This is a genomic window from Micromonospora sp. C81 (assembly GCF_018070425.1).
In the GTDB taxonomy this organism is placed as follows: domain Bacteria; phylum Actinomycetota; class Actinomycetes; order Mycobacteriales; family Micromonosporaceae; genus Micromonospora; species Micromonospora zamorensis.
In genome coordinates this window covers 12,577-36,971 of the sequence record NZ_JAGPXS010000019.1, presented here as the reverse complement: position 1 = coordinate 36,971, position 24,395 = coordinate 12,577, and the positions used below count along the sequence as shown (strand labels likewise).

22 protein-coding genes are annotated in these 24,395 nt (G+C 72.9%); 16 read left to right on the top strand and 6 right to left on the bottom strand.

Going from position 1 to position 24,395, the window contains the following annotated elements:
- Positions 1–53: 53 nt before the first annotated feature.
- The 3 genes from KBX46_RS25955 to KBX46_RS25945 all read right to left on the bottom strand — a co-directional run bounded on the left by KBX46_RS25955 (position 54) and on the right by KBX46_RS25945 (position 2,588).
- Complete coding sequence (locus tag KBX46_RS25955) at positions 54–866, bottom strand: ABC transporter permease (protein ID WP_099848316.1); 813 nt, start codon at positions 864–866, stop codon at positions 54–56.
- Entirely contained in the window at positions 863–1,798 is a 936-nt protein-coding gene (locus KBX46_RS25950; protein ID WP_210794420.1) for an ABC transporter ATP-binding protein, read from the bottom strand. Before KBX46_RS25950 ends, KBX46_RS25955 begins: the two co-directional genes overlap by 4 nt.
- Positions 1,799–1,940: 142 nt before the next feature.
- Positions 1,941–2,588 (bottom strand): hypothetical protein, encoded by a 648-nt coding sequence (locus KBX46_RS25945; RefSeq protein WP_210794411.1) that lies wholly within the window; start codon positions 2,586–2,588, stop codon positions 1,941–1,943.
- A gap of 158 nt (positions 2,589–2,746) precedes the next feature.
- On the opposite strand from KBX46_RS25945, the gene KBX46_RS25940 reads away from it, so the two are divergent.
- The 9 genes from KBX46_RS25940 (at position 2,747) to KBX46_RS25900 (ending at position 12,092) form a co-directional block, all read left to right on the top strand.
- Entirely contained in the window at positions 2,747–3,541 is a 795-nt protein-coding gene (locus tag KBX46_RS25940) for a GNAT family N-acetyltransferase (RefSeq protein ID WP_210794410.1), read from the top strand.
- The gene (locus tag KBX46_RS25935; RefSeq protein ID WP_210794409.1) at positions 3,538–4,479 is read left to right on the top strand and encodes a 1-acyl-sn-glycerol-3-phosphate acyltransferase; all 942 of its coding nucleotides are present in this window, start codon (positions 3,538–3,540) and stop codon (positions 4,477–4,479) included. The genes KBX46_RS25940 and KBX46_RS25935 overlap by 4 nt, the downstream gene beginning before the upstream one ends.
- A gap of 140 nt (positions 4,480–4,619) precedes the next feature.
- Entirely contained in the window at positions 4,620–5,444 is an 825-nt protein-coding gene (locus KBX46_RS25930; protein WP_210794408.1) for a DUF4097 family beta strand repeat-containing protein, read from the top strand.
- A complete protein-coding gene (locus tag KBX46_RS25925; protein ID WP_088949982.1) occupies positions 5,441–6,052 on the top strand; it encodes a PadR family transcriptional regulator in 612 nt (203 codons plus the stop codon). The genes KBX46_RS25930 and KBX46_RS25925 overlap by 4 nt, the downstream gene beginning before the upstream one ends.
- Before the next feature lie 86 nt (positions 6,053–6,138).
- Positions 6,139–6,840: a response regulator transcription factor gene (locus KBX46_RS25920; RefSeq protein ID WP_030336721.1), complete on the top strand. Its 702-nt coding sequence runs from the start codon at positions 6,139–6,141 to the stop codon at positions 6,838–6,840.
- The gene (locus KBX46_RS25915; protein ID WP_210794407.1) at positions 6,837–8,399 is read left to right on the top strand and encodes a HAMP domain-containing sensor histidine kinase; all 1,563 of its coding nucleotides are present in this window, start codon (positions 6,837–6,839) and stop codon (positions 8,397–8,399) included. The genes KBX46_RS25920 and KBX46_RS25915 overlap by 4 nt, the downstream gene beginning before the upstream one ends.
- 62 nt (positions 8,400–8,461) lie before the next feature.
- Positions 8,462–10,024 (top strand): trypsin-like peptidase domain-containing protein, encoded by a 1,563-nt coding sequence (locus KBX46_RS25910; RefSeq protein WP_210794406.1) that lies wholly within the window; start codon positions 8,462–8,464, stop codon positions 10,022–10,024.
- A gap of 183 nt (positions 10,025–10,207) precedes the next feature.
- Positions 10,208–10,879, top strand: coding sequence for a BON domain-containing protein (locus tag KBX46_RS25905; protein WP_210794405.1), 672 nt, complete (start codon positions 10,208–10,210; stop codon positions 10,877–10,879).
- A 157-nt stretch (positions 10,880–11,036) separates the two neighbouring features.
- Positions 11,037–12,092 carry a glycosyltransferase family 4 protein gene (locus KBX46_RS25900; protein WP_247668203.1) on the top strand — a complete coding sequence of 352 codons (1,056 nt, stop codon included), beginning with the start codon at positions 11,037–11,039 and terminating at the stop codon, positions 12,090–12,092.
- A gap of 27 nt (positions 12,093–12,119) precedes the next feature.
- On the opposite strand, the gene KBX46_RS25895 is transcribed toward KBX46_RS25900, so the two are convergent.
- The gene (locus KBX46_RS25895) at positions 12,120–13,544 is read right to left on the bottom strand and encodes a serine/threonine-protein kinase (RefSeq protein WP_308159695.1); all 1,425 of its coding nucleotides are present in this window, start codon (positions 13,542–13,544) and stop codon (positions 12,120–12,122) included.
- A gap of 166 nt (positions 13,545–13,710) precedes the next feature.
- Here KBX46_RS25895 and KBX46_RS25890 point away from each other — a divergent pair, with 166 nt between their 5' ends.
- From KBX46_RS25890 to KBX46_RS25860, 7 genes are all read left to right on the top strand, one after another.
- Entirely contained in the window at positions 13,711–14,544 is an 834-nt protein-coding gene (locus tag KBX46_RS25890) for a patatin-like phospholipase family protein (RefSeq protein ID WP_088949977.1), read from the top strand.
- Positions 14,544–15,560: a 1-acyl-sn-glycerol-3-phosphate acyltransferase gene (locus KBX46_RS25885; protein ID WP_210794402.1), complete on the top strand. Its 1,017-nt coding sequence runs from the start codon at positions 14,544–14,546 to the stop codon at positions 15,558–15,560. Before KBX46_RS25890 ends, KBX46_RS25885 begins: the two co-directional genes overlap by 1 nt.
- Before the next feature lie 9 nt (positions 15,561–15,569).
- Positions 15,570–15,890, top strand: a complete 321-nt coding sequence (gene cutA, locus KBX46_RS25880; RefSeq protein ID WP_179780796.1) for a divalent-cation tolerance protein CutA — start codon at positions 15,570–15,572, stop codon at positions 15,888–15,890.
- Positions 15,891–15,938: 48 nt separating this feature from the next.
- On the top strand, positions 15,939–19,349 hold the full coding sequence (locus KBX46_RS25875; protein ID WP_210794401.1) for an SCO7613 C-terminal domain-containing membrane protein: 3,411 nt from the start codon (positions 15,939–15,941) through the stop codon (positions 19,347–19,349).
- Between the two features lie 136 nt (positions 19,350–19,485).
- Positions 19,486–20,538, top strand: coding sequence for an acyl-CoA desaturase (locus KBX46_RS25870; RefSeq protein WP_210794400.1), 1,053 nt, complete (start codon positions 19,486–19,488; stop codon positions 20,536–20,538).
- A gap of 191 nt (positions 20,539–20,729) precedes the next feature.
- Positions 20,730–21,023: a 4a-hydroxytetrahydrobiopterin dehydratase gene (locus KBX46_RS25865; RefSeq protein ID WP_099848292.1), complete on the top strand. Its 294-nt coding sequence runs from the start codon at positions 20,730–20,732 to the stop codon at positions 21,021–21,023.
- Positions 21,020–22,174, top strand: a complete 1,155-nt coding sequence (locus KBX46_RS25860) for an FHA domain-containing protein (RefSeq protein WP_088949971.1) — start codon at positions 21,020–21,022, stop codon at positions 22,172–22,174. The genes KBX46_RS25865 and KBX46_RS25860 overlap by 4 nt, the downstream gene beginning before the upstream one ends.
- A 160-nt stretch (positions 22,175–22,334) precedes the next feature.
- Here the strand turns inward: KBX46_RS25860 and rocD are convergent, their stop codons facing one another.
- Both rocD and ddaH read right to left on the bottom strand, forming a co-directional pair.
- On the bottom strand, positions 22,335–23,549 hold the full coding sequence (rocD, locus tag KBX46_RS25855) for an ornithine--oxo-acid transaminase (RefSeq protein ID WP_210794516.1): 1,215 nt from the start codon (positions 23,547–23,549) through the stop codon (positions 22,335–22,337).
- Positions 23,549–24,364, bottom strand: a complete 816-nt coding sequence (gene ddaH, locus KBX46_RS25850) for a dimethylargininase (protein ID WP_172862232.1) — start codon at positions 24,362–24,364, stop codon at positions 23,549–23,551. The genes rocD and ddaH overlap by 1 nt, the downstream gene beginning before the upstream one ends.
- Positions 24,365–24,395: the final 31 nt, after the last annotated feature.

Below are 24,395 nucleotides of genomic sequence, written 5' to 3'. Positions count from 1 at the left end.
CCCGACCCCGGAGCGGCCAGCCTGTCGTTGCCGCCCCGGGGTCGCAGACGCCATCAGGCGATGTCGCGCCGCCGGGTGAGCAGAACTCCGGCAATTCCGCTGACCAGCGCGTAGCCGATCAGCACGAGGGCACCGACCCACCAGGACGGTGTGAACTCCGAGGTGCCTTCAGTGATCATGACCTGGGACGCCACAGCGGGCCAGACGACCTGCCACTTGAGAACCGCCTCGCTGTCGAGGAGGTTCGACAGGAGCAGGAAGAGCAGACCCACCACCTGGGTGCCGATCAGATAGAGCACCGCCGCCGTGATCACCGCACCGAGCTGGTTGGTGATCAGCGTGCCGATGCCCACACCGAGGATCGTCCAGATGGCGTAGGCCAGCAGGTTGAATAGCAGTGCCCGCTGCACCGGCCACTCACCGAGCTGAGTGCCGTAGTCGTTGGCGGACAGGAAGATCGCGCCGGCGGCCAGGTCGATCAGCGTGGTGGCCAGCCAGAACATGAATCCGAGCAGGCTGGCGGCGACGAGCTTGCTGACGATGACCGACGTTCGCCGGGGAGTCGTCAGGAACGTCGTGGTCGCGGTCTGGTGGAAGAACTCGTTGGTGACCATCAGGATGCCGATGAGCATCACGAACATCAGCCCGAGGTACTGGCCCGAGGTGTAGAGGTTCGCCGCCTGCGCCGGCGCTGTCGCCTGCTCGGCGCTGACGCCGATCTCCTCGGCGTCGCCGCCGAGCGCCGTGACCGCCAACCACGCGTTGACAGCGAAGGCCAGTGCGATCGAGAGGAACGCGCCGAGAGCCAGCCACCACCAGGTGCTGGTGGTACGGATCTTGAGTAGCTCGGATCGGACCAGGTTCATCGGATGCCCGCCTTTCCGGCCGTCAGCTCCAGGAAGACCCGTTCCAGGTCGGGCCGTTCGGTGGACAGTTCGTGCAGTTCCACCCCGGCGGCCAGCGCGGCCCGGCCGACAGTGGGTGCGTCGACCCCGGCGACCAGCAGGGTGCCGTGCTCGTCGGTGTCGACGGTCGCCGACTGCGCCTTCAGCGCGGCGGTCAGCGCCTCGGCCTGCGGGGTGCGGACCCGGACCAGGGCGCCCTGCGCCATCGACCCGAGCACCTGGTCGACCGGCCCCTGCCGGACGAGCTGACCGGCCGCGATGATCACCACGTCGTCGGCGAGGAGCTGCATCTCCGACAGCAGGTGGCTGGAGACCAGCACGGTGCGGCCCTCGTGGGCGAGGTTCTTGAGGAACCCGCGCATCCATCGGATGCCCTCCGGGTCGAGCCCGTTGGCCGGCTCGTCCAGGATCAGCACCCGGGGGTCACCGAGCATCGCCGCGGCGATGCCGAGCCGCTGCTTCATGCCCAGCGAGTAACCCTTGAACTTGCGCTTCGCCGCCGGGCTCAGCCCGACCAGGGCCAACACCTCGTCGGCCCGCTGCTTCGGCAGCCCGGCCGCCGCGCAGATCACCCGCAGGTGGTTGATGCCGGTACGGCCCTTGTGCGCGCTGGAGGCCTCCAGCACCGCGCCGACGTGCCGCAGCGGGTCGGCGAGGTCGGCGTACCGGTGGCCGCTGATGGTGGCCGTGCCGGCGGTGGGGGTGACCAGGTTCAGCAGCATGCGCAGCGTGGTGGTCTTGCCGGCGCCGTTCGGGCCGAGGAAGCCGGTCACCCGCCCCGGCGCCACGGTGAAGGACAGGTTGTTCACCGCCCGGACGCTCTTGTACTGCTTCGTCAGACCGGACACCACGATCTGACCGTCGCTGGTGGGGCTTCTCTGCCCGTCAGTCATCGTTCTCCTCCCGTGTGTGGCGTCGAGGTACGCCGTGGCACAGCGTGACGGCCCGTGGCAACAAGGTCAATCAGGCGCGGTCGGTACGTTCGCCTCCGTCGCGGGGTGGAGGCGACTCATCCCTGCGGACTACGGCCCGGCTTCAGCGGGCGATCCAGGTTGCCTGTGCCGCGCCGAGCAACGACCCGTCCGGGCCGTACAGACTGGTGTGCACGAGCGCCTTGCGCCCATCGACGCGCAGCAACGCCCCGGTCACCACGCACTCGTCGCCCGGTCCGGGTAGCGCCGTGACCACGGCGGCGATCCGGCCCAACAGGTACGGGCGACCGGGCGCGAGCACCGCCCAACCGCCGGGGCAGTCCAGCGCCGCCCAGACCGTGGCCTCGCTGACCTGCTCGGGTGCCCGGAACGGCGCCGCGGTCCGCCCATCGGGCAGCCGGCCAGGAAAGATCCGCAACCCGTCCGCCCGCTGCGGCCCACAGACGTAACAGCCGGGGAAGGGATGCTCGACCAGGCCGGGGAAGTGGGCCGCCGCAGCCACCGCCGTGGCCAGGTCCACCGGGGGTACGACGGCATCGACGACCCCGGCCGGGCGCACCTCGGCCACCAGCTCGCCGGACGGGTCACGGACCGCACCGTCGACCAGCGTCAACTCGGTCTCCAGCGGTGGTGGCCGGCGCAGCGTCACCTCGACCGGATCGCTGCCGCCGGCCTCGGTGGCGAACACTCCCGCGCTCCAGCCGCCGTTGCCGGAACCGGGGGGCCCGTTGTAGCGCGACTCGATGCGCATCGTCGACCTCCGGTGGGCGTGCCGGCGCCTTCGCCGGCCTGCCCGGGCAGCCTCGCACGGTCTTCGCGGGGTGCCGCCAGCGGTCTCGCCTGCCGGCGTTCACCCGATCGACACCGGTGGTCCCCGTGGATGGCAACCCGGGCACCTACACAGATCCCATGGCCGTTCTGCATGCCGCTGGCACATCCCTGAAGACCAGCGGATACACCCTGCTGATCGCCGACGACCCCACCCAGGTCGCGGCCGCGCAACGCCTGCGCCACGAGGTGTTCGCCACCGAACTCGGCGCCACCCTCCTTCCCGGCGAGGCCGGATTGGACGTGGACCCCTTCGACGCGTACTGCGACCACCTGATCGTCCGCGAGGACAGCACCGGCGAGGTGGTCGGCACCTACCGGCTGCTACCGCCCGGACGCACCGACCAGCGGTACGCCGAGGAGGAGTTCGACCTCTCCGCGCTCGACCCGCTCCGCGACGACCTCGTCGAGGCGGGTCGGTCGTGCGTGCACCCGGACCACCGCTCGGGCGCGGTGATCAATCTGATGTGGGCCGGCATCACCCGGTACCTGCACCTGCGTGGCTCCCGCTGGCTCGGTGGCTGTGCCTCGGTGCCGGTGGGCGACGGTGGGCGCACGGTCGCCGAGGTGTGGAGCCAGGCCCAGGCCCGGCACCTGTCGCCGCCGCCGTTGCGGGTCCGCCCACGGCGACCCTGGTTCGCCGAGTCGGCCACGGCTCCCGGCCCGGCCGCCGCCGCGCCGGTGGCGGCTGTCGGACCGGCGGGGCGCGTCGTGGTGCCACCGCTGCTGCGGGGCTACCTCCGGCTCGGCGCGTGGATCTGCGGCGAGCCGGCGTACGACCCCGACTTCGGGTGCGCGGACTTCTACGTGCTCTTTTCCCTGGACCGGATGAACCCGCGCTACCTGCGCCACTTCCTGGGCGGGGAGCAGCGGTGACCACCGGGGCGCACGATCTGTGGCGGCCCTCCTCGGGCTGTGACGACGACTGCCTGCCGGCGGCCGGCGAGGTGCCCACGGTGCCGGTGGCCCGCCGGGTGCTGCGGTTGGTCGCCGCGACCGGAATGCTGGTCGCCGGGGTCGGCCTGGTGCTGCTGCTGCCCGTGCTTCCGACCCGGGAGCGGCAGGCGGCGGCACGCGGCTGGGCCCGGGCGACCACGCGGGCGTTCGGCGTCCGGCTGGTGATCCGGGGTCGGTTGCCCCGGCGGCGGGCGCTGCTGGTCGCCAACCACGTCTCCTGGCTGGACATCCTCGCGGTGCTGGCGGTCGCGCCCACCCGGATGGTCGCGAAGCGGGAGATCCGCTCCTGGCCGGTGGTCGGGCTGCTGGCCGCGGCGGCGGGCACGGTCTTCGTGGACCGGGCCCGGCCGCGGGCACTGCCGACGAGCGTCGGGCGGGTCGCCGAGACGCTGCGCGCCGGCCGGTCGGTGGCGGTCTTTCCGGAGGGTACGACCTGGTGCGCTGGTGACGGCGCTGCCGACTGCCGCCCGGGCGGCGGCTTCCGGCCGGCGATGTTCCAGGCGGCAATAGACGCGGGCAGCCCGGTGGTGCCGCTGCGGCTCGCCTACCGCTGCGAGGCCATCGGCTCCACCACCACGGCAACGGCCTTTCTCGGTGCGGACACCCTGCTGCGCTCGGTGGCCCGGGTGGTCGCGGCGCGGGACATCGTGGTGTCGGTGACGATCGCCGCCGCGCTGCACCCGGCCCGTGCTGCCGACCGGCGATTGCTGGCCCGGGCGGCCGAGTCGGCCGTACACCTGCTGCCGGCAGGCGGCGTGGCGCGGACCCGGCTGCGTCCGGTGCCCACGGTGACCCCGGCGGTCGCCGTGTCCGTGCCGGTGCAGACGTCCGGCCGGGAGCTGGACCTGGCGGCCTGAGGGGAGCGGGGTCGCCGGTCGGCGACCCCGCCGGGTGCAGGGGCGACCAACACGCGACCTGTCTTGTGCTATCGCGATGTATCGCGTTACTGTCCTCTCTGTCAGGCGCGTGTCCGCGCGTCGTCGAGGGGAGGAAACCCATGGCCGGATGGACGGTCGAGAGCCCGCAGCGGCTCACCGTGGACGGCCCGGTCACCCGGCTGGACGTCCGCCTGGTGAGCGGCCGGCTCAACGTGGTCGCCACCGACGGCCCGGCCCGGATCGACGTCACCCAGGTCGGTCGGCGGCCGGTCCTGATCGACCACTCCGACGGCCGGCTCACCGTCCGTCAGGAGCGCGGCCACGGCTGGACGGACGTCCTGCGCTGGTTCCGGATGATCCACCGCTACCCCCGGGTGGACGTCTCGCTCGCCGTGCCCGCCGACGTCCTCGCCGACCTGGGGCTGGTCGCGGGCTCGGTGGTCGCCTCCGGTCTGCGCCGGCAGACCACTGTGCATGTCACCGCCGGTCAGATCACCCTGATGGGCCTGCGCGGCAACACCTCCGCGACGATCACCTCCGGGCCGGTGGAGGCGCTCGGCGTCCGGGGCGACCTCACTCTGGAGACGGTCTCCGGGGAGGTGATCCTCGCCGACAGCGCCGCCGAGCGGGTGCGTGCGCAGACCGTCTCCGGGGCGATCACCTGCGACCTGGACAACCCCCGACGCAGCGAGATCCGGTTGACCACCATCTCGGGCAGCATCACCGTCCGGGTCCGCGAGGACAGCGACCTCGCCGTCCAGATGCACACCGCCTCCGGCCGGATCACCAGCGGCTTTCCGCAGGTTCGCACCTCGACGTTCCCACTGCGCAGCAGCGAGGGAGTGCTCGGTGCCGGCGAAGGTAAGCTCTGGGCTTCCGCGACCTCGGGCAGCATCGCCCTGCTCGCCCGAGCGGTCGACAACGATTCCGAGGAGCTGCCGTGACCGCCGTGTTCAGCCACGGACGGCTCCGGCTCTATCTCCTCAAGCTCCTCGACGACGGCCCGAAGCACGGGTACGAACTGATCCGCCTTCTGGAGGACCGGTTCCTCGGGCTCTACGCGCCCAGCGCCGGCACCATCTATCCCCGCCTGCAACGGCTGGAGGCCGAGGGGCTGGTCAGCCACACCGCTGCCGGCGGCCGCAAGACGTACGACATCACCGACGCCGGCCGTGCCGAGCTGCACCAGCGCGCCGGTGAGCTGACCGAGCTGGAATCGGACATCGCGGCCTCGGTGGCCGACCTCTCCAGCCTGGCCGGCGAGATCCGCAGCGAGGTGCGCGGGTCGGTACGCGACCTCAAACGGGAGCTGAGCGAGGCCACCCGGCAGACCCGGCGTAACCGGTGGGAGGCCCCCGCGGCGCCGCCCCGGCCGACGCCGACCGCCGGGCCGCAGGCCGCGCTGCTCGACGAACTCGACCAGCGGCTGGCCGCGTTCACCGCCGAGGTGGGCCGGCTCGTGCGTGCCCGACAGTTCAGCGAAACCCAGCTGAGCACCGCGATCCGGCTGCTCGACGGCGCCCTGGACGGGCTGCGCCGCCTGCTGCGCTGAGCAGGGTCAAGGGTCCGGCCACGACTCACAGGCATTTTCCAGGAACCATCCAGCGGCGGCGCAGTGACGTCACCGATGATGGGCCCATGCCCGCTACCCAGACCGAGGCGCGACTCCTCGTCGTCGAGGACGACCCCAACATCCTCGAACTGCTCTCCGCGAGCCTGCGGTTCGCGGGCTTCGACGTGGCCACCGCGACCAGTGGGAGCGCGGCGCTCAACGCCGCCAAGGACCACCGGCCCGACCTGGTGGTGCTCGACGTGATGCTTCCGGATCTCGACGGTTTCGAGGTCATCCGGATGCTCCGCGAGGGCGGCACGCGTACGCCTGTGGTCTTCCTGACCGCCCGGGACGCCACCGACGACAAGATCCGTGGGTTGACCCTGGGCGGCGACGACTACGTCACGAAGCCGTTCAGCCTGGAGGAGCTGACCGCCCGGATCCGCGCCGTGCTGCGCCGCACCACTACCGGCGAGCAGGCCCCGTCCCGGCTCACCTTCGCCGACCTGGAGTTGGACGAGGAGACCCACGAGGTGCACCGGGCCGGCCAGCGCGTCCAGCTCTCGCCGACGGAGTTCAAGCTGCTGCGCTACCTGATGCTCAACGCCAACCGGGTGCTGTCCAAGGCGCAGATCCTCGACCACGTCTGGAACTACGACTTCCGTGGTGACGACAACATCGTCGAGTCCTACATCTCCTACCTGCGACGCAAGGTCGACACCACCCAGCCCCGGCTGATCCACACCCTTCGCGGCGTCGGGTACGTGTTGCGCAAGCCGGCGGCGTGAACCGGGTCCAGCAGGCGAAAGGGCGGGTCCGCAGCGTCCCGCTGCGGGTCAAGCTGGTCGCCTCGGTGCTCGCCCTGGTCTCCGGCGCCCTGGTGGTGATCAGCGTCTCGACCGCGTACTTCCTGCACAACTACCTGGTCGACCAGATCGACCTGGAGCTACGCGACTCGGCGGGCCGCATCCAGTCCCTCACGCTCACGTCGAACGTCGTCTCGCTGCCCAGCGACTACGTGATCGTGCTGACCAGCCCGTCGACAGGCAAGGTGCAGGCCTTCCGGTACGACACGTCCCGCTTCCAGACGGTCGATCTGCCGCCGTGGCCGGACGACGCGGCCGGGTTCGCGGCGCAAGAGCGGGAGCAGGACGGCAAGCCGCGCACCGTCCACGCGCGGGACAGTTCGGTGCGCTGGCGGATGCTCTACACCGAGCTGCCCAACGGCCAGATGGCGGCCATCGGCGAGCACCTGACCGACGTCGACTCCGCCGTCAAGCGGCTGGCCTGGATCGACCTGCTGGTCGGCGGCGCGGTGCTGATCATGTTGGCGTCGGTCGGCGCGGCGATCGTCCGGACCAGCCTCAAGCCGCTGGTGGAGATCGAGCGCACCGCCGCCGCGATCGCCGGGGGTGATCTGACCCGCCGGGTGCCCGACCCGGAGCAGGGCCAGGAGCATCCCACCTCCGAACTGGGTCGGCTGTCGCGCGCGTTGAACGCGATGCTCACCCAGATCGAGGCGGCGTTCACCGCCCGAGCCGCCTCGGAGACGTCGGCCCGCTGGGCCGAGAGCGCCGCCCGGGACGCCGCCGCCTCCGCCCAGGCGTCGGAGGCGCGGGCCCGGCGCTCCGAGGAGCGGATGCGGCAGTTCGTCGCGGACGCCTCGCACGAGCTGCGGACCCCGTTGACCACCATTCGCGGCTTCGCCGAGCTGTACCGGCAGGGTGCGGCGCGGGCACCGGAGCAGACCGCCGGCCTGCTGCGCCGGATCGAGGACGAGGCGGCCCGGATGGGGCTGCTGGTGGAGGACCTGCTGCTGCTGGCCCGCTTGGATCGGGAGCGGCCGCTGTCGCTGACCCCGGTGGAGCTGCCGGTGCTCGCCTCCGACGCCGTGCACGCCGCCCGGGCCATGGCCCCTGATCGGCGGATCGATCTGGAGATCGAGCCGGACTCGGGCCCGCTCGTCGTGTCCGCCGACGACGCGCGGCTGCGCCAGGTGATCGGCAACCTGGTCACCAACGCGCTGACCCACACCCCGCCGGACGCCGAGATCCGCGTGCGGTTGCACAGCGAACCGGGCGGTTTCGCCGTGGTGGAGGTCGCCGACACCGGCCCGGGCCTCTCCCCGGAGCAGGCCGAACGGGTCTTCGAACGGTTCTACCGGGCCGACGCGGCACGGACGCGGCGAGCCGACGGCAACACCGGCACCGGGCTCGGCCTGGCCATCGTGGCGGCGCTCGTCGCCGCCCACCACGGCTCGGTCTCGGTGGCCGAGACGCCCGGTGGTGGCGCCACCTTCCGGGTCCGGATCCCGCTGCTGGCACAGATCGACGCGGCGGACGAGTGACTTTCAGCCAACTTCCAGGACGGTTCCAGGTTGATCGCAGTGCGGAGGGAGAAGGTAGTTCCATGACCGAGTTCGAGTCCGACCCGCAGCGCCGGCCGGCCCCCACCGACGCCGAGCCGTCGCACCCCACCGCCGAGCTGCCGCGTGACGAGCGCGCGCAGTCCGACTCCCCGACCACCCCCGTCCAGGTCGTCCCGACCGCCGGTGACGCCACGGACGCCACGGCCGTCACTTCCGCCGCGCCCGCCGCTCAGCCGGCCACCCCCCAGCTGACCGGGTACGAGCCGCCGGCCGCCACCCCGTCCGCGCCGCCGTACCCGGTCTCCGGCTACCCGGCGCCCGGCCAGCACGGCTACCCGCAGCCGACCGCCGGCCACCACGCCGGCGCGCCCTGGTACGCGGGCCAGCAGTCCGGCTGGGCGGGCGGGGGCCAGCCGGGCGCCTACGCGCAGCACCAGCAGCACACCCAGCACCTCGGCCAGCACGGCCAGCACCTTGGGCAGCAGCCGGGCCAGCCGGTTCCGCCGTGGGGCCCGCAGGTCGCGCCGCCCGGCAGTGGCCCGCGGCCGAGTCGGATCGCCAAGTTCGCCGGAGCGGGCGTCGCGGTGTTCGCCCTGATGCTCGGCTCGGGCGTCGCCGGCGGTGCCCTCGCCCTCGCCCTCGACGGGGACGGCGGCGGTATCACCCGCACCTACTCGGCGGCGCCGGTCATCAACAGCGCCGACCTCCCGAAGATCGCCGCTTCCGTGCAGGACAGCGTCGTCTCGATCACCACCGACAGCGGTGAGGGCTCCGGGGTGGTGCTCAGCGCCGACGGGTACGTGCTGACCAACAACCACGTGGTCGCCAACGCCGCCGGTGGCGCCGTACAGGTGATCTTCGCCGACGGCAAGAAGGCCGACGCGAAGGTCATCGGCACCGACCCGAAGACCGACCTGGCCGTGGTGAAGGCCAACGGGGTCAGCGACCTCAAGCCGGCCAAGTTCGGCGACAGCGACGCCATGCAGGTCGGCGACCAGGTGCTCGCCCTGGGCAGCCCGCTCGGCCTCCAGGGTTCGGTGACCTCCGGCATCCTCAGCGCCCGGGACCGCACCATCCGGGCCGGCGAGGGTCAGCCGCAGGACCCGAGCCAGCAGCAGAGCCAGGCCGTCAGCTCGATCTCCGGTCTGCTCCAGACCGACGCGCCGATCAACCCGGGCAACTCCGGCGGCGCGCTGGTCAACACCCGCGGCGAGGTGATCGGCGTCAACACCGCCATCGCCACCTCCGGGCAGAGCACCGGCAACATCGGCGTCGGTTTCGCCATCCCCAGCAACAAGGCCAAGGACGTCGCGGGCAAGCTCCAGCGTGGCGAGAAGGTCAGCCACCCGTCGCTCGGGGTGGGCGTCAACCAGGCCGAGGGCGGCGGCGCGCTCGTCGCGTCGGTCACCCCGGGCAGCCCGGCCGAGAAGGCCGGCCTCCAGCGTGGCGACGTCGTCACCCGCTTCGGCGACAAGCCGGTCAACGACTCGGACGACCTGGTCGGCGCGGTGCAGGCCGGCAAGGTCGGCGACCGGGTCGAGGTGCAGTTCAAGCGGAACGGCACCGAGAAGTCGGTAACCGTGACGCTCGCCGAGACGTCCTGACGGACAACTGAACCTGCTTCCTCCCTCCAGCGGCGGGTGGCGGGGCCGAGGGGGTCGGCTCCGTCACCCGCCGCTTTTTCCGCCCGGCGGCGGTTCACCCGGATCGGGTGAACCGCCGTCACCCCGGTTTCCGGCACGTTCGGCGGGCGAGTCTCGGCGAGGGGGGAACCGGGGGTGGGTGCCATGACCGGGGTGGTGGATGTCCGCGAGGACCAGCGGATCCAACGCGACGTCCTGGCGCAGCTGGCTTGGGACGCCCAGCTGCAACCGAACGAGATCGGCGTACGCGTCGACCAGGGAGTGGTCACCCTGACCGGTTTCGTGGACGGTGCCGCTCGCAGTTGGGCCGCTACCCGGTCCGCTCAGCGGGTCCGGGGCGTCCGAGCGGTGGCCGACGAGGTCGAGGTGCGGCTGCCCGGTACGCCGGGGCGTACCGACGCCGAGGTTGCCCTCGCCGCGTCCCGGGCGTTGGAGTGGGACAGCTTCGTGCCCGCCGAGCGGCTGGACGTGACAGTGGCCAACGGCTGGCTGATGCTGCGCGGTGAGGTCGAGTTCGGCTGGCAGCGGCGCGCCGCCGAGGGGGAGTTGCGCCGGCTCGACGGCGTACGGGGTCTCACCAACCTGATCGAGGTACGACCTCCGGCAGCAGCTGTCGCTGACAGGTTGCGACGGGACGTGCAGCGGGCGTTGATGCGCACTCTCGGTGCGGAGCGGGTGACCGTCGAGGTGGACGGCGACACGCTCGTCCTCGCCGGGGTGGTCCGATCCTGGTGGGAACGCGAGCAGGTCGAGCGGGTGGCCTGGTCCGCCCCCGGAGTGCGGGCAGTCCACGACCAGATCCTGGTGGGCGGGTGAGCGTCCGCCTTGTCCGGTTTACCGGGGACGTCACTGGGAAATCGCCGCCGACCGTCCGGACCGGCGGTGACGCCGCACCGGGGATCAACGGGGAGGACTCGTGGCCGTGAACCACTCGCCAGCGGGCCGCCCGGAAGAGCGGTCGTTGCGCATCGCGATGGTGGTTCCACCCTGGTTGTCCGTGCCGCCACCCGGCTACGGCGGCCTCGAACAGGTCGTCGCCGCCCTTGTGGACGCGCTCTGCCGGCAGGGGCACGAGGTCACGTTGTTCGGTGCCGGTGACGACCACGGCACGGCCGCCCACGGCTTCGTCTCCACCGTCCCCGAGGTCCAGTACGAGCGGCTCGGCGAGTCACTGCCGGAGCTGGCTCACCTGGCGCGGGTGAATCGGCTGATCACCGCGGCCGACTTCGACGTCATCCACGACCACACCACGATCGGCCCGCTGGTCGCCGGCCGCCGGGCGGTGCCGACGGTCGCGACCGTGCACGGCAACCCCGTGGGGGAGTACGGGGACGTGCTCAGCGACATCGACTCGGGCGTCGCCCTGGTGGCGATCTCGCACACCCAACGTCGGCTGAACACCGAGCTGCCCTGGGCCGGCACTGTGCACAACGCGCTGGACATCCGCGGCTTTCCGCGTAAGACCAGACCCGGGACGGGACCGGTGCTGTGGCTGGCCCGCTTCAGCCCGGACAAGGGCCCTGAGGTCGCCATCCGGGCGTGCCGGGAGGCAGGGGTGCCCCTGCTGCTGGCCGGCAAGTGCAACGAGCCGGCCGAGCGCCGCTACTACGAGCAGGTCGTCGCGCCGCTGGTCGACGAGAACGTGACAGTCGTGCTCAACGCCGGCCGCGCGGAGACGCTGCGGATGCTCGTCGACGCCCGTTGCCTGATCATGCCGATCCAGTGGGACGAGCCGTTCGGCATGGTGATGCTGGAGGCGATGGCGACCGGCACACCGGTGGTCGCCCTCAACCGGGGGGCCGTGCCGGAGCTGGTCCGGCCGGGGCTGACCGGGCTGGTCTGTGAACGGCCGGAGGAGTTGGCCGCGGCGGTGCTCGCGGCGGAGCGGCTAGACCCGGAGGACTGCGTGGCGCACGTCGCGGAGAACTTCTCGGTCGAGCGGATGGCGGACGGCTACGCGGCGATCTTCCGACGCTTCGCCACCGGCCGGTACGACATCCGCGAATCGGCCCGGGTCCCGGCCCGCTGACCCGCCCACCCCGGCGTGTCCGCGCGGTCAGACCTCGGCACCGCCCAGCTCCACGATGGCGGCGTCGAGCCGAGACGCGTACGCCGGACTGATGCCGCCCTCGCCGAGGCGGACCGCGACCTTCTCGCGCAGCCGGGCCACCGGTGGCGCCAGGTCGTCGCGGCCGGAGCTGACCGCGGCGGTCAGGTTGCGCAGCTCGTTGCGCAGGTCGAGACCCACGTCGTCGCGGATCTCCCCGGCGCCCAGGCCGGCGCTGATTAGCCCGTCGACCCGGTTGGCGGCCTCGACGAGGGTGCCCGGATTCGAGGTGGGCGAGCCGGTGCTCGGCTTCGTCGGCGGCGGGGACGCGCTCGGCTGGGACGACGCGGGGACCGGCGGGTCACTCGGCGGGGTGGTCGCCGGGGCGATCGAGGGCTGCGTCCGGCGTGTCGGCTCATCCTCGGGCAGAAGGGTCACTCCAGCCAGCGTCACACCGACGGCCAGGACGAGCAGCAGCACCAGCCGTCGACGGGACCAGACCGAACCGGCGGCTCTCCCTCCCGCCGCTGCTGGCACGGCGGCCGGCTGCGGCGGCAGGGGCTGGGTGGGCACCCGGAGGGTCGCGGCCGGGGGATCGGGAGGCAGCAACTGGTCGCGCAGCACGGCGGCGACCTGCCGTGCGGTCGGCCGGTCGGCGGGGTTGCGGGCGAGGCTGCGCAGGCAGATCCGGGCAACCGGTGGGGGCAGGTCCGGCAGGTCGGCGAGCGTGGGCGGCGGGCCGTCGGCCAGCGCGGCGCTGAGTTGCTCCCAGGTGTCCGCCGGGTACGGGACCCGGCCGGTGAGAGCCTCGTGCAGCAGCACGCCGAGCGAGTACACGTCGGTGGACGGCTGGGCCGGCGCGCCGTCGAGGCGTTCCGGGGCGACGTACGCCGGCGTGCCGAACGTCTCGCCGTCCTCGTCCTCGTCGGGCGCGCCGATCCGGGTGGCGATGCCGAAGTCGAGCACCTTGACGCCCGTCGCGGTCATCATCACGTTGGCCGGGGTGACGTCCCGGTGCACGATGCCGAGCCGGTGCGCCGCGGCCAGCGCCTCCGCGACCTGGGCACCCACCTCGATCGCCTCCGCCCACGGCAGCGGCCCCTCGGTGAGCCGCAGCTCCAACTCCTCGCCGCTGAGCAGCTCCATCACCACGAAAGAGGTGATCGAGCCGTCCGGGTCGACCGTCTCACCGTAGTCGTGCACCGAGGTCAGATGCGGGTGCACCAACTGGGCGGCGGCCCGGGCCTCCTCGCGCACCATGCCCCGGAACCGCGCGTCGGCGGCCAGCGAGGGGGCCAGCACCTTGAGCGCGACGAGCCGGTCCAGCACCTCGTCCCGGGCACGCCAGATGACCGACATGCCGCCGGCGCCGATCTGGTCGAGAAGTCGGTATCTGCGAGCCAGTAACCGGCCCGGATGCAGTGCTGCCTTCACCGATCGCACCTGCCTCAGGGGTGGGAGCGGTATCAGGTTGCGCGAATGTCTCCGGCCTGTCAACGCCGTCATCGGTCAGCTGTCGACGGGCGGTGCCTGCCGTGCGCCGACCGCCCGGTGCCGGTGGCCGGCAGGTCGGCTGCGCGCCCGTGCCAGGATGAGAGGCATGGCGGCGGGACCGGTGGCATTCGTGCTCGGCGGCGGGGGCGTGCTCGGCGCGGTCGAGGTGGGCATGTTGCGGGCGCTGTTCCGCGCCGGCATCACACCCGACATGGTGCTCGGCACCTCGATCGGCGCGGTGAACGGCGCGCTGGTCGCCGCCGACCCGACGGAGGCGGTGACCGACCGGCTGGTCCGGCTCTGGGCCTCGCCGGAGGCCAGCGAGGTGTACGGCGACTCGGTCGCCCGGCAGTTGCGCCGCTTCGCCGCCCGTACCCACCTGCACTCTCGCCGGCCGTTGCGCCGGCTGCTGGAGACCGAGCTGGGCGTGGACACCACCTTCGCCGACCTGCGGGTGCCGTTCCGCTGCTGCGCCGCGCACATCGAGCGGGCGGCCGAGCACTGGTTCGACAGCGGCCCGGTGGTGCCGGCGGTGCTGGCGTCAGCGTCGGTGCCGGGTCTGCTCCCACCCATGGAGATCGACGGCGCGCACTACGTGGACGGGGGCATCGTCAACTCCATCCCCATCGGCGAGGCGGTGGCCGTGGGCGCCCGCCGGATCTACGTCCTCCAGGTGGGTCGGATCGAACGGGAGCTGACACCGCCCCGCCGGCCGTGGGAGATCGCGCAGGTCGCGTTCGAGATCTCCCGCCGGCACCGCTTCTTCCGGGAGATGGCGGCACTGCCCGAGGGGGTGGAGGTGCACGTCCTGCCGACCGGAGGGCTGAACCCCCGCGACGACACACCGTGGGCGTACCGGGACATGGCGGCGGTGGGGCGGCGGATCAGCCGGGCGTACACCGCCTCGCGGCGTTACCTCGCCACCCATCTGGAGCGATGATGCCGCTGCCCCCCAGGTGGCTGCGTCGGTTGCTGTTGGCCCCCGCCGTGGTGGCGCTCGCGTTCGTCGTGGTCACCACGTTGCCGATCTGGGCGCTGCTCGCCGCCGCCGTGTCCCCGCTGTTCCCGGGTCGGTTGCGTCCGCTGCGGCTGCTCTGGATCGGCTGCGTCTACCTGGTCTGGGATGCCGCCGCGCTGCTCGCGCTGTTCCTGCTCTGGGTCGTCTCCGGCTTCGGCTGGCGGACCCGGTCTCCGGCCTTCCAGCGCGCACACTACGTGCTGGCCGGCTGGTTCCTGCGGGTGCTGTTCTGGCAGGCCCGCTGGGCCCTGCGGTTGCGCATCGACGTGGTGGGCACCGACCCGGACACGGCGCTGCCCGGCCGGCCCGAGTTGGTGCTCTGCCGGCACGCCGGGCCGGGCGACTCGTTCATCCTGATTCACGGGCTGGTCAACTGGTTCAACCGGGAGCCACGGATCGTCCTCAAGGACACCCTCCAGTGGGACCCGGCGATCGACGTGCTGCTCAACCGACTGCCCAACCGGTTCATCGCGCCGACGCCGGAGCGCGGCGAGGAGACCGTACGCCAGGTCGGGCACCTGGCCGCCGGCCTGGACGACAACGACGCGTTCGTGATCTTCCCTGAGGGCGGCAACTTCACCCCCAAGCGACGACTGCGTGCCATCGCCCGGCTGCGTTCCCTCGGGTTCGAACGGATGGCGCTGCGCGCCGAGCGGATGCGTCACGTGCTCGCCCCGCAGCCCGGCGGAATGCTCGCCGCGCTGGACGCCGCCCCGGACGCCGGGGTCATCTTCGTCGCCCACACCGGGTTGGACCGGATGCTCACCGTCGCCGACGTCTGGCGGGAACTGCCCATGGACAAGCGGATCGTGATGCGGTTCTGGTCGGTGCCACCGGAGGAGGTGCCGGCCGGGCGGCAGGAACGCATCGACTGGCTCTTCGACTGGTGGGCGCGGATCGATGCCTGGATCGCGTCTAATCGGGACAATGCCGCGTAGGGTGCGGTCGTGGATCAGATCTGCGTGGTGACGACGGTGGTGGATGCGCGTTCGGTCGCCGACGTGCTGGCGGCTGCGGCCGTCGCCGGCAGGCTCGCCGCCTGCGCCCAGGTGGGTGGTCAGGTGGACAGCACCTACTGGTGGAGGTCCGGTGTGGAGACCAGCACCGAGTGGTCGGTGCAGTTCAAGACCGCGCCCGACCGGCTCTCCGCGTTGGTGGACCAGATCCGGGTCAGTCATCCGTACGAGGTGCCGGAGATCCTGGTGTCCAGGGTGGAGAGCGGCGACCCGGCGTACGCCACCTGGGTGCACGAGCACACCCGGCCCTGAGTACGCGCACTCTGTGCCACACCCCCGTCGGCTCCCGATGATGACCGGGTGGACGACACCCGCTATCCCTGCCCCGCCTGCGGTGCTCCGGCCGACCTGACCGTCGGTTGCACCGGCTGTTCCCGTGCGCCCGACCCGACCGCCGCTGAGGTGGTTCGGCTGAGCCGCGAGATCGCCCAGCTTGAGCCGCAGGTGCAACGGGCTCGTCACGCGTACACCGAGCTGGCCGGTCGCCTGTCGGCCCTGTCGCGGCGGCGGGCCGAGCTGGCGGCGGTCGTCCGTGCCGGGTTGGCCGCCTCCGCCGGGGCACGCCCGGTGCCTCTCGTCGGGCCGGTGCCAGCTCTCGTCCCGGTCGCGGCGCCGGGCGCGGCCGAAACCTCGACCCGGACCGTCCAGGGTCTGCTCTTCGTCCTCGGTGGACTCCTGCTGGGCACCGCGGCGGTCGTGTTCACCGCGGTGGCCTGGGCGGCGGTGGGAGTCGGCGGACGGGCGTCGATCCTGGCCGCGCTCACCGCGCTCGCGCTCGCCGTGCCGCTGCTGGCGGTCCGTCGAGGGTTGCGGGGCACGGCGGAGACCTTCGCCGCTGTGGGTCTGCTGCTGGTGGTGCTGGATGGTTACGCGGCCTGGTCGGTGGACCTGGCCGGGGTGGCCAGTTGGCCGGGCAGCCGGTACGCCGCGCTGGTCGGGGGGGCCAGCGCGGCGGCCGCCGCCGCGTACGGCAGGTGGAGCGGGTTGACCGGGCCCTGGTTCGCCGCGCTGCTGGCCGCCCAGCCGGTGCTGCCGCTGCTCGCCGTCGGGGCCGAACCGGGTGCCGCCGGTTGGTCACTGGTCCTGCTCGGGGTGGCACTGGTGAACCTGGCCGTGCTGGCCGCGTTGCGCGGCCGGGACGGGGTGGCGCTGCTCGTCGGCAGGGTGTCGGCCGGGATCGGTCACGTCGCCGCTCTCGTCGGTGCCGCTGGCTGCGCCCTGACGCCGCTGATCCTCGGACGGGCGGCAGGTTCGCCACTGCTGGCCGGGCTGCCGCTGCTGCTGGTCGCGTTGACCGGGTTCGGTGCGGCCTGGCTGGTCGGCGGGCGGGCGCTGCGGGCGGTGGCCGCCGGGCTGCTGGTGCCGGTGCTCGCCGCCGCCCTGCTGCGCCCGGTGGCCGAGCTGCGGCCGTCCCTGCTGCTGCTCGCGTCGGCGACGGTGGCGCTCGGGATGGCCGCCGCGGTGCGGATCCTGCCGGTCAGGTCCGGAGCGGAGGTGGCGGGCGCCGGTGGTTGGCGGACCGGCCCGCGCGCCGGGGCGCTGCTGGTCGCGGCGGGCACGGCCCAGGTGGCCGCGCTGGTCACCGTCGTGCTGGCGGTCGCCGCCGCAGGCCGGTCGCTGCCGCCGTGGCGGGGGGCCGGCAGGGGACCGGATCTGGACTGGGGCTGGCAGCTCGCACCCGCCGTGGCGTTGGGGGTCGGCGCGACGGTGCTGCTGCTGCCCCGGCGGGCCCGAGCGGCGCTCGCCACGGCCGGCGCGGTGGCGGTGCTGCTGGCCCTGCCGGCCGGGTGGTCGGCCACCTGGCCGCAGGTCCTCGCCGTCGACCTGGTCGGCGGGGTCGCGCTGCTGCTCGCCGTCCTGATCCGCCCGGCGACCCACCTGGCCTCCCTGCTCACCCGCGCGCTCGGCGGTGCCGTCCTGCTCGGGCACGGGCTGTTGGTCGCCCTGGCTGCCCCGGCCGGTGTGCTGGTGACGCTCGGCGTCATCGCCGTGGTCGGGCTGGCACTGGCCGTCCGGCGGGGCGCCGGGCCGTACCGGCAGGTGGCCGGCGGCGGTCTGCTGGTCGCGCAGCTCGCGCTGCCCGGGATCGCGGTGGTGGCGTCGTTCGCCGCGGGCGCGCCGCCCTGGTGGCAGGCGCGGTTCGCGCTGATCGCCGCCGGGCTGCCGCTGGTCGCGGTGCTCGCGGCGCGTCGCCAGCGGGTGGAGCTGATCGGGTACGCGGTGACCGGCGCGCTGGTCGCCATGACCGTGCCCGGCCTCGCCCCGCTGGTCCTGGCGGGGAACGAGCCGATCGCGTTGTACGCCGCGCTGGCGGCGCTGGGGGTCGCCATCGTCGTCCGCTGGGATCGGCAGGAGGACGAGGCCCACCTGTCGGTCCCGGTGGTGGTGGCGGGCGGCGCTCTGGCGGTGGTCGCCGTGCTGGCGGCTCTGCCGAGGGTGCTGACCGCGCTCGTGTCGCCGTACGACGACCCGGGACAGGTCTGGTCGGGGGTGCCCACCGTCGTCGCCGAGCCGGCAGCGCTGCCCGTCGGGTTGGCACTGGTGGTGCTGGCGGTGGCCGCCGTGGTCGCCGGCCGGCGGGTCCGCCCACCGGTCCTGCCCGCGCTGCCGTACGCCGCGGCGGCGCTGCCGGTGCTGCTCGTCGCGGTCGGCGCGCCGTGGCCGGTGCTGCCTGCCGCCGTGCTGCTCGCCGGATCGGCCGCGTTGCTGCTCGCCGCTCTGGCCGCGCCTCGCCCGGGGCTCGCACCGATCGCCGTACCGCTGGGTGTGGTGCTGGTCGCCTCCGGTGTGGCGGGGCTGCTCGCCACCAGAGCCGGTTCGCTCGCTGCCGAGGGGGTGCTGTTGGTGGTGGCGGTGGTCGTCGCCGTCGGGGGGCGCACCGTCGAGGTGCGGGTCGCCGGTTGTCTCGCGGCGGTGGGTGCCGCGTCCGCGTTGGCGGTGACCGCCTCGTTGGTGGGAGGGCTGCCGCTGCGGGCCGCCGCGTACCCCCTGTTGGCGGTGGCCGCGCTGGTGCTGGCTGTCGCCGCCGCGACCACCCCGGCGCGGGGTCTGGTCGGGCGGGTGCTGGACGCTGCCGCGCAGGCGGTGGCACTGGTGGCGGCGGTGCTCACCGTCGAGGCGGCGCGACACCTCGCCACGGTCTGCGTGCTCTGGGGTGCCGCCGTGGCGCTGCGGCTGCTGCGCCGGGGGGAGCCGGCCGGCCGGCGGTGGGCGTTCGCCGGCATCGCCGCCGCCGGCGAGCTGCTCGGGGCATGGGTGTTGCTGGCCGCCGGTGGGGTGACGGTGCTGGAGGCGTACACCCTGCCGGCTGCGGCGCTCGCCCTCAGCGCGGGCCTGCTGGCGTTGCGGACCCGGCCGGGGCTGACCAGCTGGCCGGCCCTCGGCCCGGGGCTGGTCGCGGCGCTGCTGCCGAGCCTCGTGTCGGTGCTGACCGGGCCGGACCCGCAGCCGGTGCGGCGACTGCTCCTCGGCGCGGCGGCGCTGGGCGCGGTGCTGGCCGGGGCGACCCGCCGATGGCAGGCACCGGTGCTGCTCGGCGGCGGTGTGCTGACGCTGCTGGCGCTGAACGAGTTGGCCCGGGGATGGGATCTGCTGCCCCGGTGGATCTACCTCGGTGTCGGCGGGTTGGCGCTGGTCGGCCTCGCTGCCACCTACGAGCGGCGGCGGCGTGACGTGGCTCGACTGCGCGCCGCGGTGGGCCGGCTGGGCTGAGTCGAACCAGTGGGGGTAGGGCCTGCCCTACCCCCCATTCGGGGGTTGTCGGGGTTACTCACCGCTACCGTGACCGGGAGACTTGACAATAAGCCCGAACCACCCCGGTACGGGCGTAAGCGGAACGGGAGCAGCAATGGCGCTCGGAGCGGTGGCGGAACCGCCGGTACAACGGCGAGGCAGTGACTACGCACAGTTGTCCCGACGGATCAGCCAGGCGGGCCTGCTGGAGCGGCGCCCCGGCTGGTACGTCGCCCGCATCGTGCTCACCCTCGGAGCCTTCGTGGCCGGCTGGGTGGCCGTGTTCCTGCTCGGCGACTCCTGGTGGCAGCTGCCCCTCGCGGCCCTGATGGCGGTGGCCACCACCCAGGTCGCGTTCCTCGGTCACGACGCCGGGCACCGCCAGATGTTCCGTCGGCGCGGTCCCAGCGACCTGGTGGGTCTGCTCGCCGGCAACGTGGCGGTGGGAATCAGCTACGGCTGGTGGGTCGACAAGCACAACCGGCACCACGCCAACCCGAACCACGAGGACGAGGACCCGGACGTCGGCGCGGGCGCGCTGGTGTGGACGCCCGAGCAGGCCCTGGAGACCCGTGGGATCAACCGCTGGATGGCCAAGCGGCAGGCGTACCTCTTCTTCCCGATGCTCCTGCTGGAGGGTCTGAGCCTGCACGTGGCGAGCATCCGGGCGATCGTCGGACGTGACTCGGACGGCCGGTACACCACCCCGATGCGACGCCGGGCGGTCGAGGCCGTGCTGCTCGTCGCACACACCGCCGCCTACGTGGCACTGCTGTTGGCGGTCATGTCGCCGGTCAAGGCGCTGCTCTTCGCCGTCGTGCACCAGGCACTGTGGGGTTTCTACATGGGCTGCTCGTTCGCGCCCAACCACAAGGGCATGCCGATGCCGACCGCCGAGGACGAGCTGGACTTCCTGCGTAAGCAGGTGCTGACCTCCCGCAACGTGCGGGGTAGCTGGCTGGTGGACGCCACGTTGGGCGGGCTCAACTACCAGATCGAGCACCACCTGTTCCCGAACATGCCCCGCGCCAACCTGCGGCGGGCGCAACCGATCGTCCGCGCCTACTGCGCGGAGCAGGGCATCCCGTACGCGGAGACCGGGCTGGTCGAGTCGTACCGGCAGGCGCTCGGTCACCTGCACGAGGTGGGACAGCCGCTGCGCGGCTGAGAAGGAAGCGGCCGCTGCGCGGCTGCGAGGACTGAGCGGTGGGGCGGGCATCTGATGATGCCCGCCCCATCGTGGCACCCAATGTCGGGGCTCTGGCAGAGCGTCTGCGGCTGTAAGAGATTGATCGCCAGCTGAGCTGGCCACCGGTGGCGCGTACGGCCCGTCGTACGCGCCACCGGTAGGGTCTGGTCATGGCAGACCTGCTCACCGCGGACGCGGTGCGAGAAGAGCTGGGCCGGTTGCCCGACTGGTCGGGTGACCCGACCGGCATCGGTCGTACCGCCCAGCTCGGCAGTTTCCCGGCGGCCATCGCGGTGGTGGACCGGGTGGCGACGGTGGCCGAGGAGCTCGACCACCATCCCGACATCGACATCCGATGGCGGACCCTGACCTTCCGCTGTGTCACGCACTCGGCCGGTGGGGTCACCCACCGGGACATCGAGCTGGCTCGGCGGATCGACGACATCGTCCGGAGCGCGGCATGAGATTCGAGATCAGCAAAGTTCTGGACGCCATCGAGGGGCGGGTCTGCACCGACCCGTCGCTGGCCCGGGCGGTCATCGACCTGGCCGAGGTGATCCGCTATCAGGACATCGACGGCGGACGGCCGGCCAGCCTGCTGCGCCTCGGCATGGTCATCGACGCGCTCTCCCGCGAGTTGGAGGAGGACAGCGTCCAGGTCTACGCGGTGGTGCACCGGGCGTTGCTCTCCGACGCCGACCTCACCTCCAACGAGCGGATGGTCGTCCGCCGCTGGGCCGACGACGGGCTCGTCGAGGTGCTCGACAACCCGGGTGACCGGATGTTGGAGGTCGCCGACCTGCTCGGGTTGCCGGTGCTCAGCCGGGTGCGCTTCGACGGGCTGCGCGGCCGGTTCCCGTGGCTGGTCGAGCAGCCCGGTCGGGTGGTTGCGCCGGTGCCGGGCGCCGGCGGGCCGGTGTTCATCGCGCACGTCGGTGGTGGGCACTCGCCGGTTGCCGGCAAGCGTTCGCCGACCGGGGTGAAGCTGCTGGCCCGCCAGTGGCGTTGCCCGGAGTCGGGCTGCGCGCTGTTCGGCGGTGGTGGTGGGGGCGGCGCGTTCGCCGACCTGGCCGGGGGCGCCGACCGCAGCCCCGCCGCGCAGCCGCCGCCCGCGCTGCGTAACGGCGTACCAACCTGCCCCCGACACGGCGTACGGCTCGGTGACGGCGGGCCTCGCCCACGTTCGGAGGTGCTCGCGGTGCGGGTCGGCGGCCTGGTCCGGCGGCGGTTCGTGCTCAGCGAGGACCAGCCGGTGGTGGCCGGCCGGGCGCCCGAGCAGGAAGGCGGGATCATGCTCGGGCAGTGGCTCAACGACGAGGCGCGGCGATGGATCAGCCGTGGTCACGTTCACTTCGAGCTGCGGGTCGGTGAGGTCATCGTGACCGACGTCAGCACCAACGGCTCGGGCATCCGGCCGGCCGGTTCGATGGCCGAGTCGGACCGGATCCCCCTGGCACCTCAGCAGTCCCGGGTGTTGGGCGAGAACGACATGGTGGAGTTGTACCCCGGGGTGCAGATCGGTCGGGCCGAGGAACTGCCCACCGGTGCCCCGTTCACCCCCACGTCGGTGATGGCCGAGGCTCCGACGATGGCCATGCGCCTACCCCGTCCCTGACACGCGCCGCGCCGCGCCCGCGCCGCCCCCGGCCGCCGGGGGCGGCGGCGGGGCCCGGCGGTGGGCAAGATCCGCACAAGAACAGGGAAAGTGCTGCCTCGGACGGTGTCGAGGCAGCACTTTCCCTGTAGTTGCGCAGATCTTGACCAGCGGGGGTCGGTCAGCTGGCCAGCACCTCGGCCAGCTGGGCCACTGCCAGGTCGATCTCGTCCTCGGTGATCACCAGTGGCGGGGCGAGCCGGATGGTGGAGCCGTGGGTGTCCTTGGCGAGCACACCGCGCGCGGCGAGCCGCTCACAGGCCTCCCGGCCGGTCATCAGCGCCGGGTCGATGTCCAGACCTGCCCACAGACCGCGGACGCGTACCCCGACCAGACCCTTGCCGACCAGACCCTCCAGGCCGGCCCGCAGCCGTTCACCCAGCTCCGCGGAGCGGCGCTGGAACTCGCCGGTGGCGAGCAGCCGCACCACCTCGATGGCGACCGCGCAGGCGAGCGGGTTGCCGCCGAAGGTGGAGCCGTGCTGGCCGGGCTTGAGCACGCCCAGCACGTCGGCGTTCGCGGCCACCGCGGAGACCGGCACGATGCCGCCACCGAGCGCCTTGCCGAGCAGATACATGTCCGGCACGACGCCCTCGTGGTCACAGGCGAAGGTCTTGCCGGTACGCCCCAGACCCGACTGGATCTCGTCCGCGATGAAGAGCACGTTGCGCTCGGTGCAGACCTGGCGTACGCCCGGCAGGTAGCCCTCCGGCGGCACGACCACGCCCTGCTCGCCCTGGATCGGCTCCAGCAGCACGGCAACGGTGTTCTCGTCGATCGCGGCGGTCAGCGCGTCCAGGTCGCCGTAGGGCACGACAGTGAACCCCGGGGTGTACGGCCCGAAGTCGGCGCGGGCGTCCTCGTCGGTGGAGAAGCTCACGATGGTGGTGGTCCGGCCGTGGAAGTTGCCCTCGGCGACCACGATGTTGGCCTGCCCGGCGGGCACGCCCTTGACCTGGTAGCCCCACTTGCGGGCCACCTTGATCCCGGTCTCGACCGCCTCGGCGCCGGTGTTCATCGGCAGCACCAGGTCCTTGCCGCACAGCTCGGCCAGCTCCCGGCAGAAGTCGGCGAACTGGTCGTGGATGAACGCACGGCTGGTCAGCGTGAGCCGGTCCAGTTGTGCGTGCGCGGCGGCGATCAGCTGTGGGTGCCGGTGGCCGAAGTTCAGCGCCGAGTAGCCGGCCAGGCAGTCCAGGTAACGCCGGCCGTCCACGTCGGTGAGCCAGGCACCCTCCGCGGACGAGATCACCACCGGCAGCGGGTGGTAGTTGTGCGCCGTCCAGCGTTCGGCGTCCCGGACCGCGCCCGGCGTACGCAGCTTGTCATCCACGATCACTTGCTTGCCTTTCCCTGACGGAGTCGCAGCGTGCAGCACTTCGGTCCGCCGCCGGCCTTACGTAGCTCGGACAGGTCGACCCCGATGGTTTCGTAGCCCCGATCGCGCAGCTTGGCGGCCAGGTCGGTGGCCTGCGCGGGCAGCACCACGTGCCGGCCGTCGCTCACCGCGTTCAGGCCCAGCACCTCGGCGTCGGCCATGGTGGCGTGCACCGCGTCGGGGAAGAGCCGGCGCAGCACGGCCTGGCTGCCGGGGGAGAACGCCTCGGGCAGGTACGCCACGGTCCGCTCGTCGAGCACGGTCAGCGCGGTGTCCAGGTGGTAGAAGCGCGGGTCGACCAGCTGCATGGTGATCACCGGATAGCCGAAGACCTCCTGCAACTGGGCGTGCGAGGCGTGCGCCGTGCGGAAGCCGGTGCCGGCCAGCAGGTGGTCACCGGCCAGCAGGACGTCGCCCTCGCCCTCGTTGACGTGCTTCGGGTCGTACATCTCGAAGCCCGCGTCCTCGAACCAGGCGCGGTACGCCGGTGCCTCGTCGGCCCGCTGCGGGTCGCGGAACTGCACGGCCATCGCCTTGCCGTCGATCACGGTGCCACCGTTGGCGGCGAAGACCATGTCGGGCAGGCCGGGCACCGGAGTGATCTCCTCGACGGTGTGGCCCAGGTCGCGGTACGTCTGGCGCAGCTGCTCCCACTGCCGGACGGCCAGCGCGGCGTCGACCGGCGCGGTCGGGTCCATCCAGGGGTTGATCGCGTAATCGACGGCGAAGTACGTCGGCCGGCACATCAACAGGCGCTGGCTGGTGGCGTCCATCGTCATTGTCCTGCTCCCAGGGGTCGGGCGC

Bases quoted from the DNA above. Each gene is read 5' to 3' on its own strand.
- KBX46_RS25885 (WP_210794402.1), top strand. From the start codon at position 14,544: ATGCCGCTGCCCCCCAGGTGGCTGCGTCGGTTGCTGTTGGCCCCCGCC.
- KBX46_RS25865 (WP_099848292.1), top strand. From the start codon at position 20,730: ATGGCAGACCTGCTCACCGCGGACGCGGTGCGAGAAGAGCTGGGCCGG.
- KBX46_RS25890 (WP_088949977.1), top strand. From the start codon at position 13,711: ATGGCGGCGGGACCGGTGGCATTCGTGCTCGGCGGCGGGGGCGTGCTC.
- KBX46_RS25955 (WP_099848316.1), bottom strand. From the start codon at position 866: ATGAACCTGGTCCGATCCGAGCTACTCAAGATCCGTACCACCAGCACC.
- ddaH (WP_172862232.1), bottom strand. From the start codon at position 24,364: ATGGACGCCACCAGCCAGCGCCTGTTGATGTGCCGGCCGACGTACTTC.
- KBX46_RS25900 (WP_247668203.1), top strand. From the start codon at position 11,037: ATGGTGGTTCCACCCTGGTTGTCCGTGCCGCCACCCGGCTACGGCGGC.
- KBX46_RS25870 (WP_210794400.1), top strand. From the start codon at position 19,486: ATGGCGCTCGGAGCGGTGGCGGAACCGCCGGTACAACGGCGAGGCAGT.
- KBX46_RS25920 (WP_030336721.1), top strand. From the start codon at position 6,139: ATGCCCGCTACCCAGACCGAGGCGCGACTCCTCGTCGTCGAGGACGAC.
- KBX46_RS25945 (WP_210794411.1), bottom strand. From the start codon at position 2,588: ATGCGCATCGAGTCGCGCTACAACGGGCCCCCCGGTTCCGGCAACGGC.
- KBX46_RS25950 (WP_210794420.1), bottom strand. From the start codon at position 1,798: ATGACTGACGGGCAGAGAAGCCCCACCAGCGACGGTCAGATCGTGGTG.
- KBX46_RS25910 (WP_210794406.1), top strand. From the start codon at position 8,462: ATGACCGAGTTCGAGTCCGACCCGCAGCGCCGGCCGGCCCCCACCGAC.
- KBX46_RS25905 (WP_210794405.1), top strand. From the start codon at position 10,208: ATGACCGGGGTGGTGGATGTCCGCGAGGACCAGCGGATCCAACGCGAC.
- KBX46_RS25940 (WP_210794410.1), top strand. From the start codon at position 2,747: ATGGCCGTTCTGCATGCCGCTGGCACATCCCTGAAGACCAGCGGATAC.
- KBX46_RS25930 (WP_210794408.1), top strand. From the start codon at position 4,620: ATGGCCGGATGGACGGTCGAGAGCCCGCAGCGGCTCACCGTGGACGGC.
- KBX46_RS25860 (WP_088949971.1), top strand. From the start codon at position 21,020: ATGAGATTCGAGATCAGCAAAGTTCTGGACGCCATCGAGGGGCGGGTC.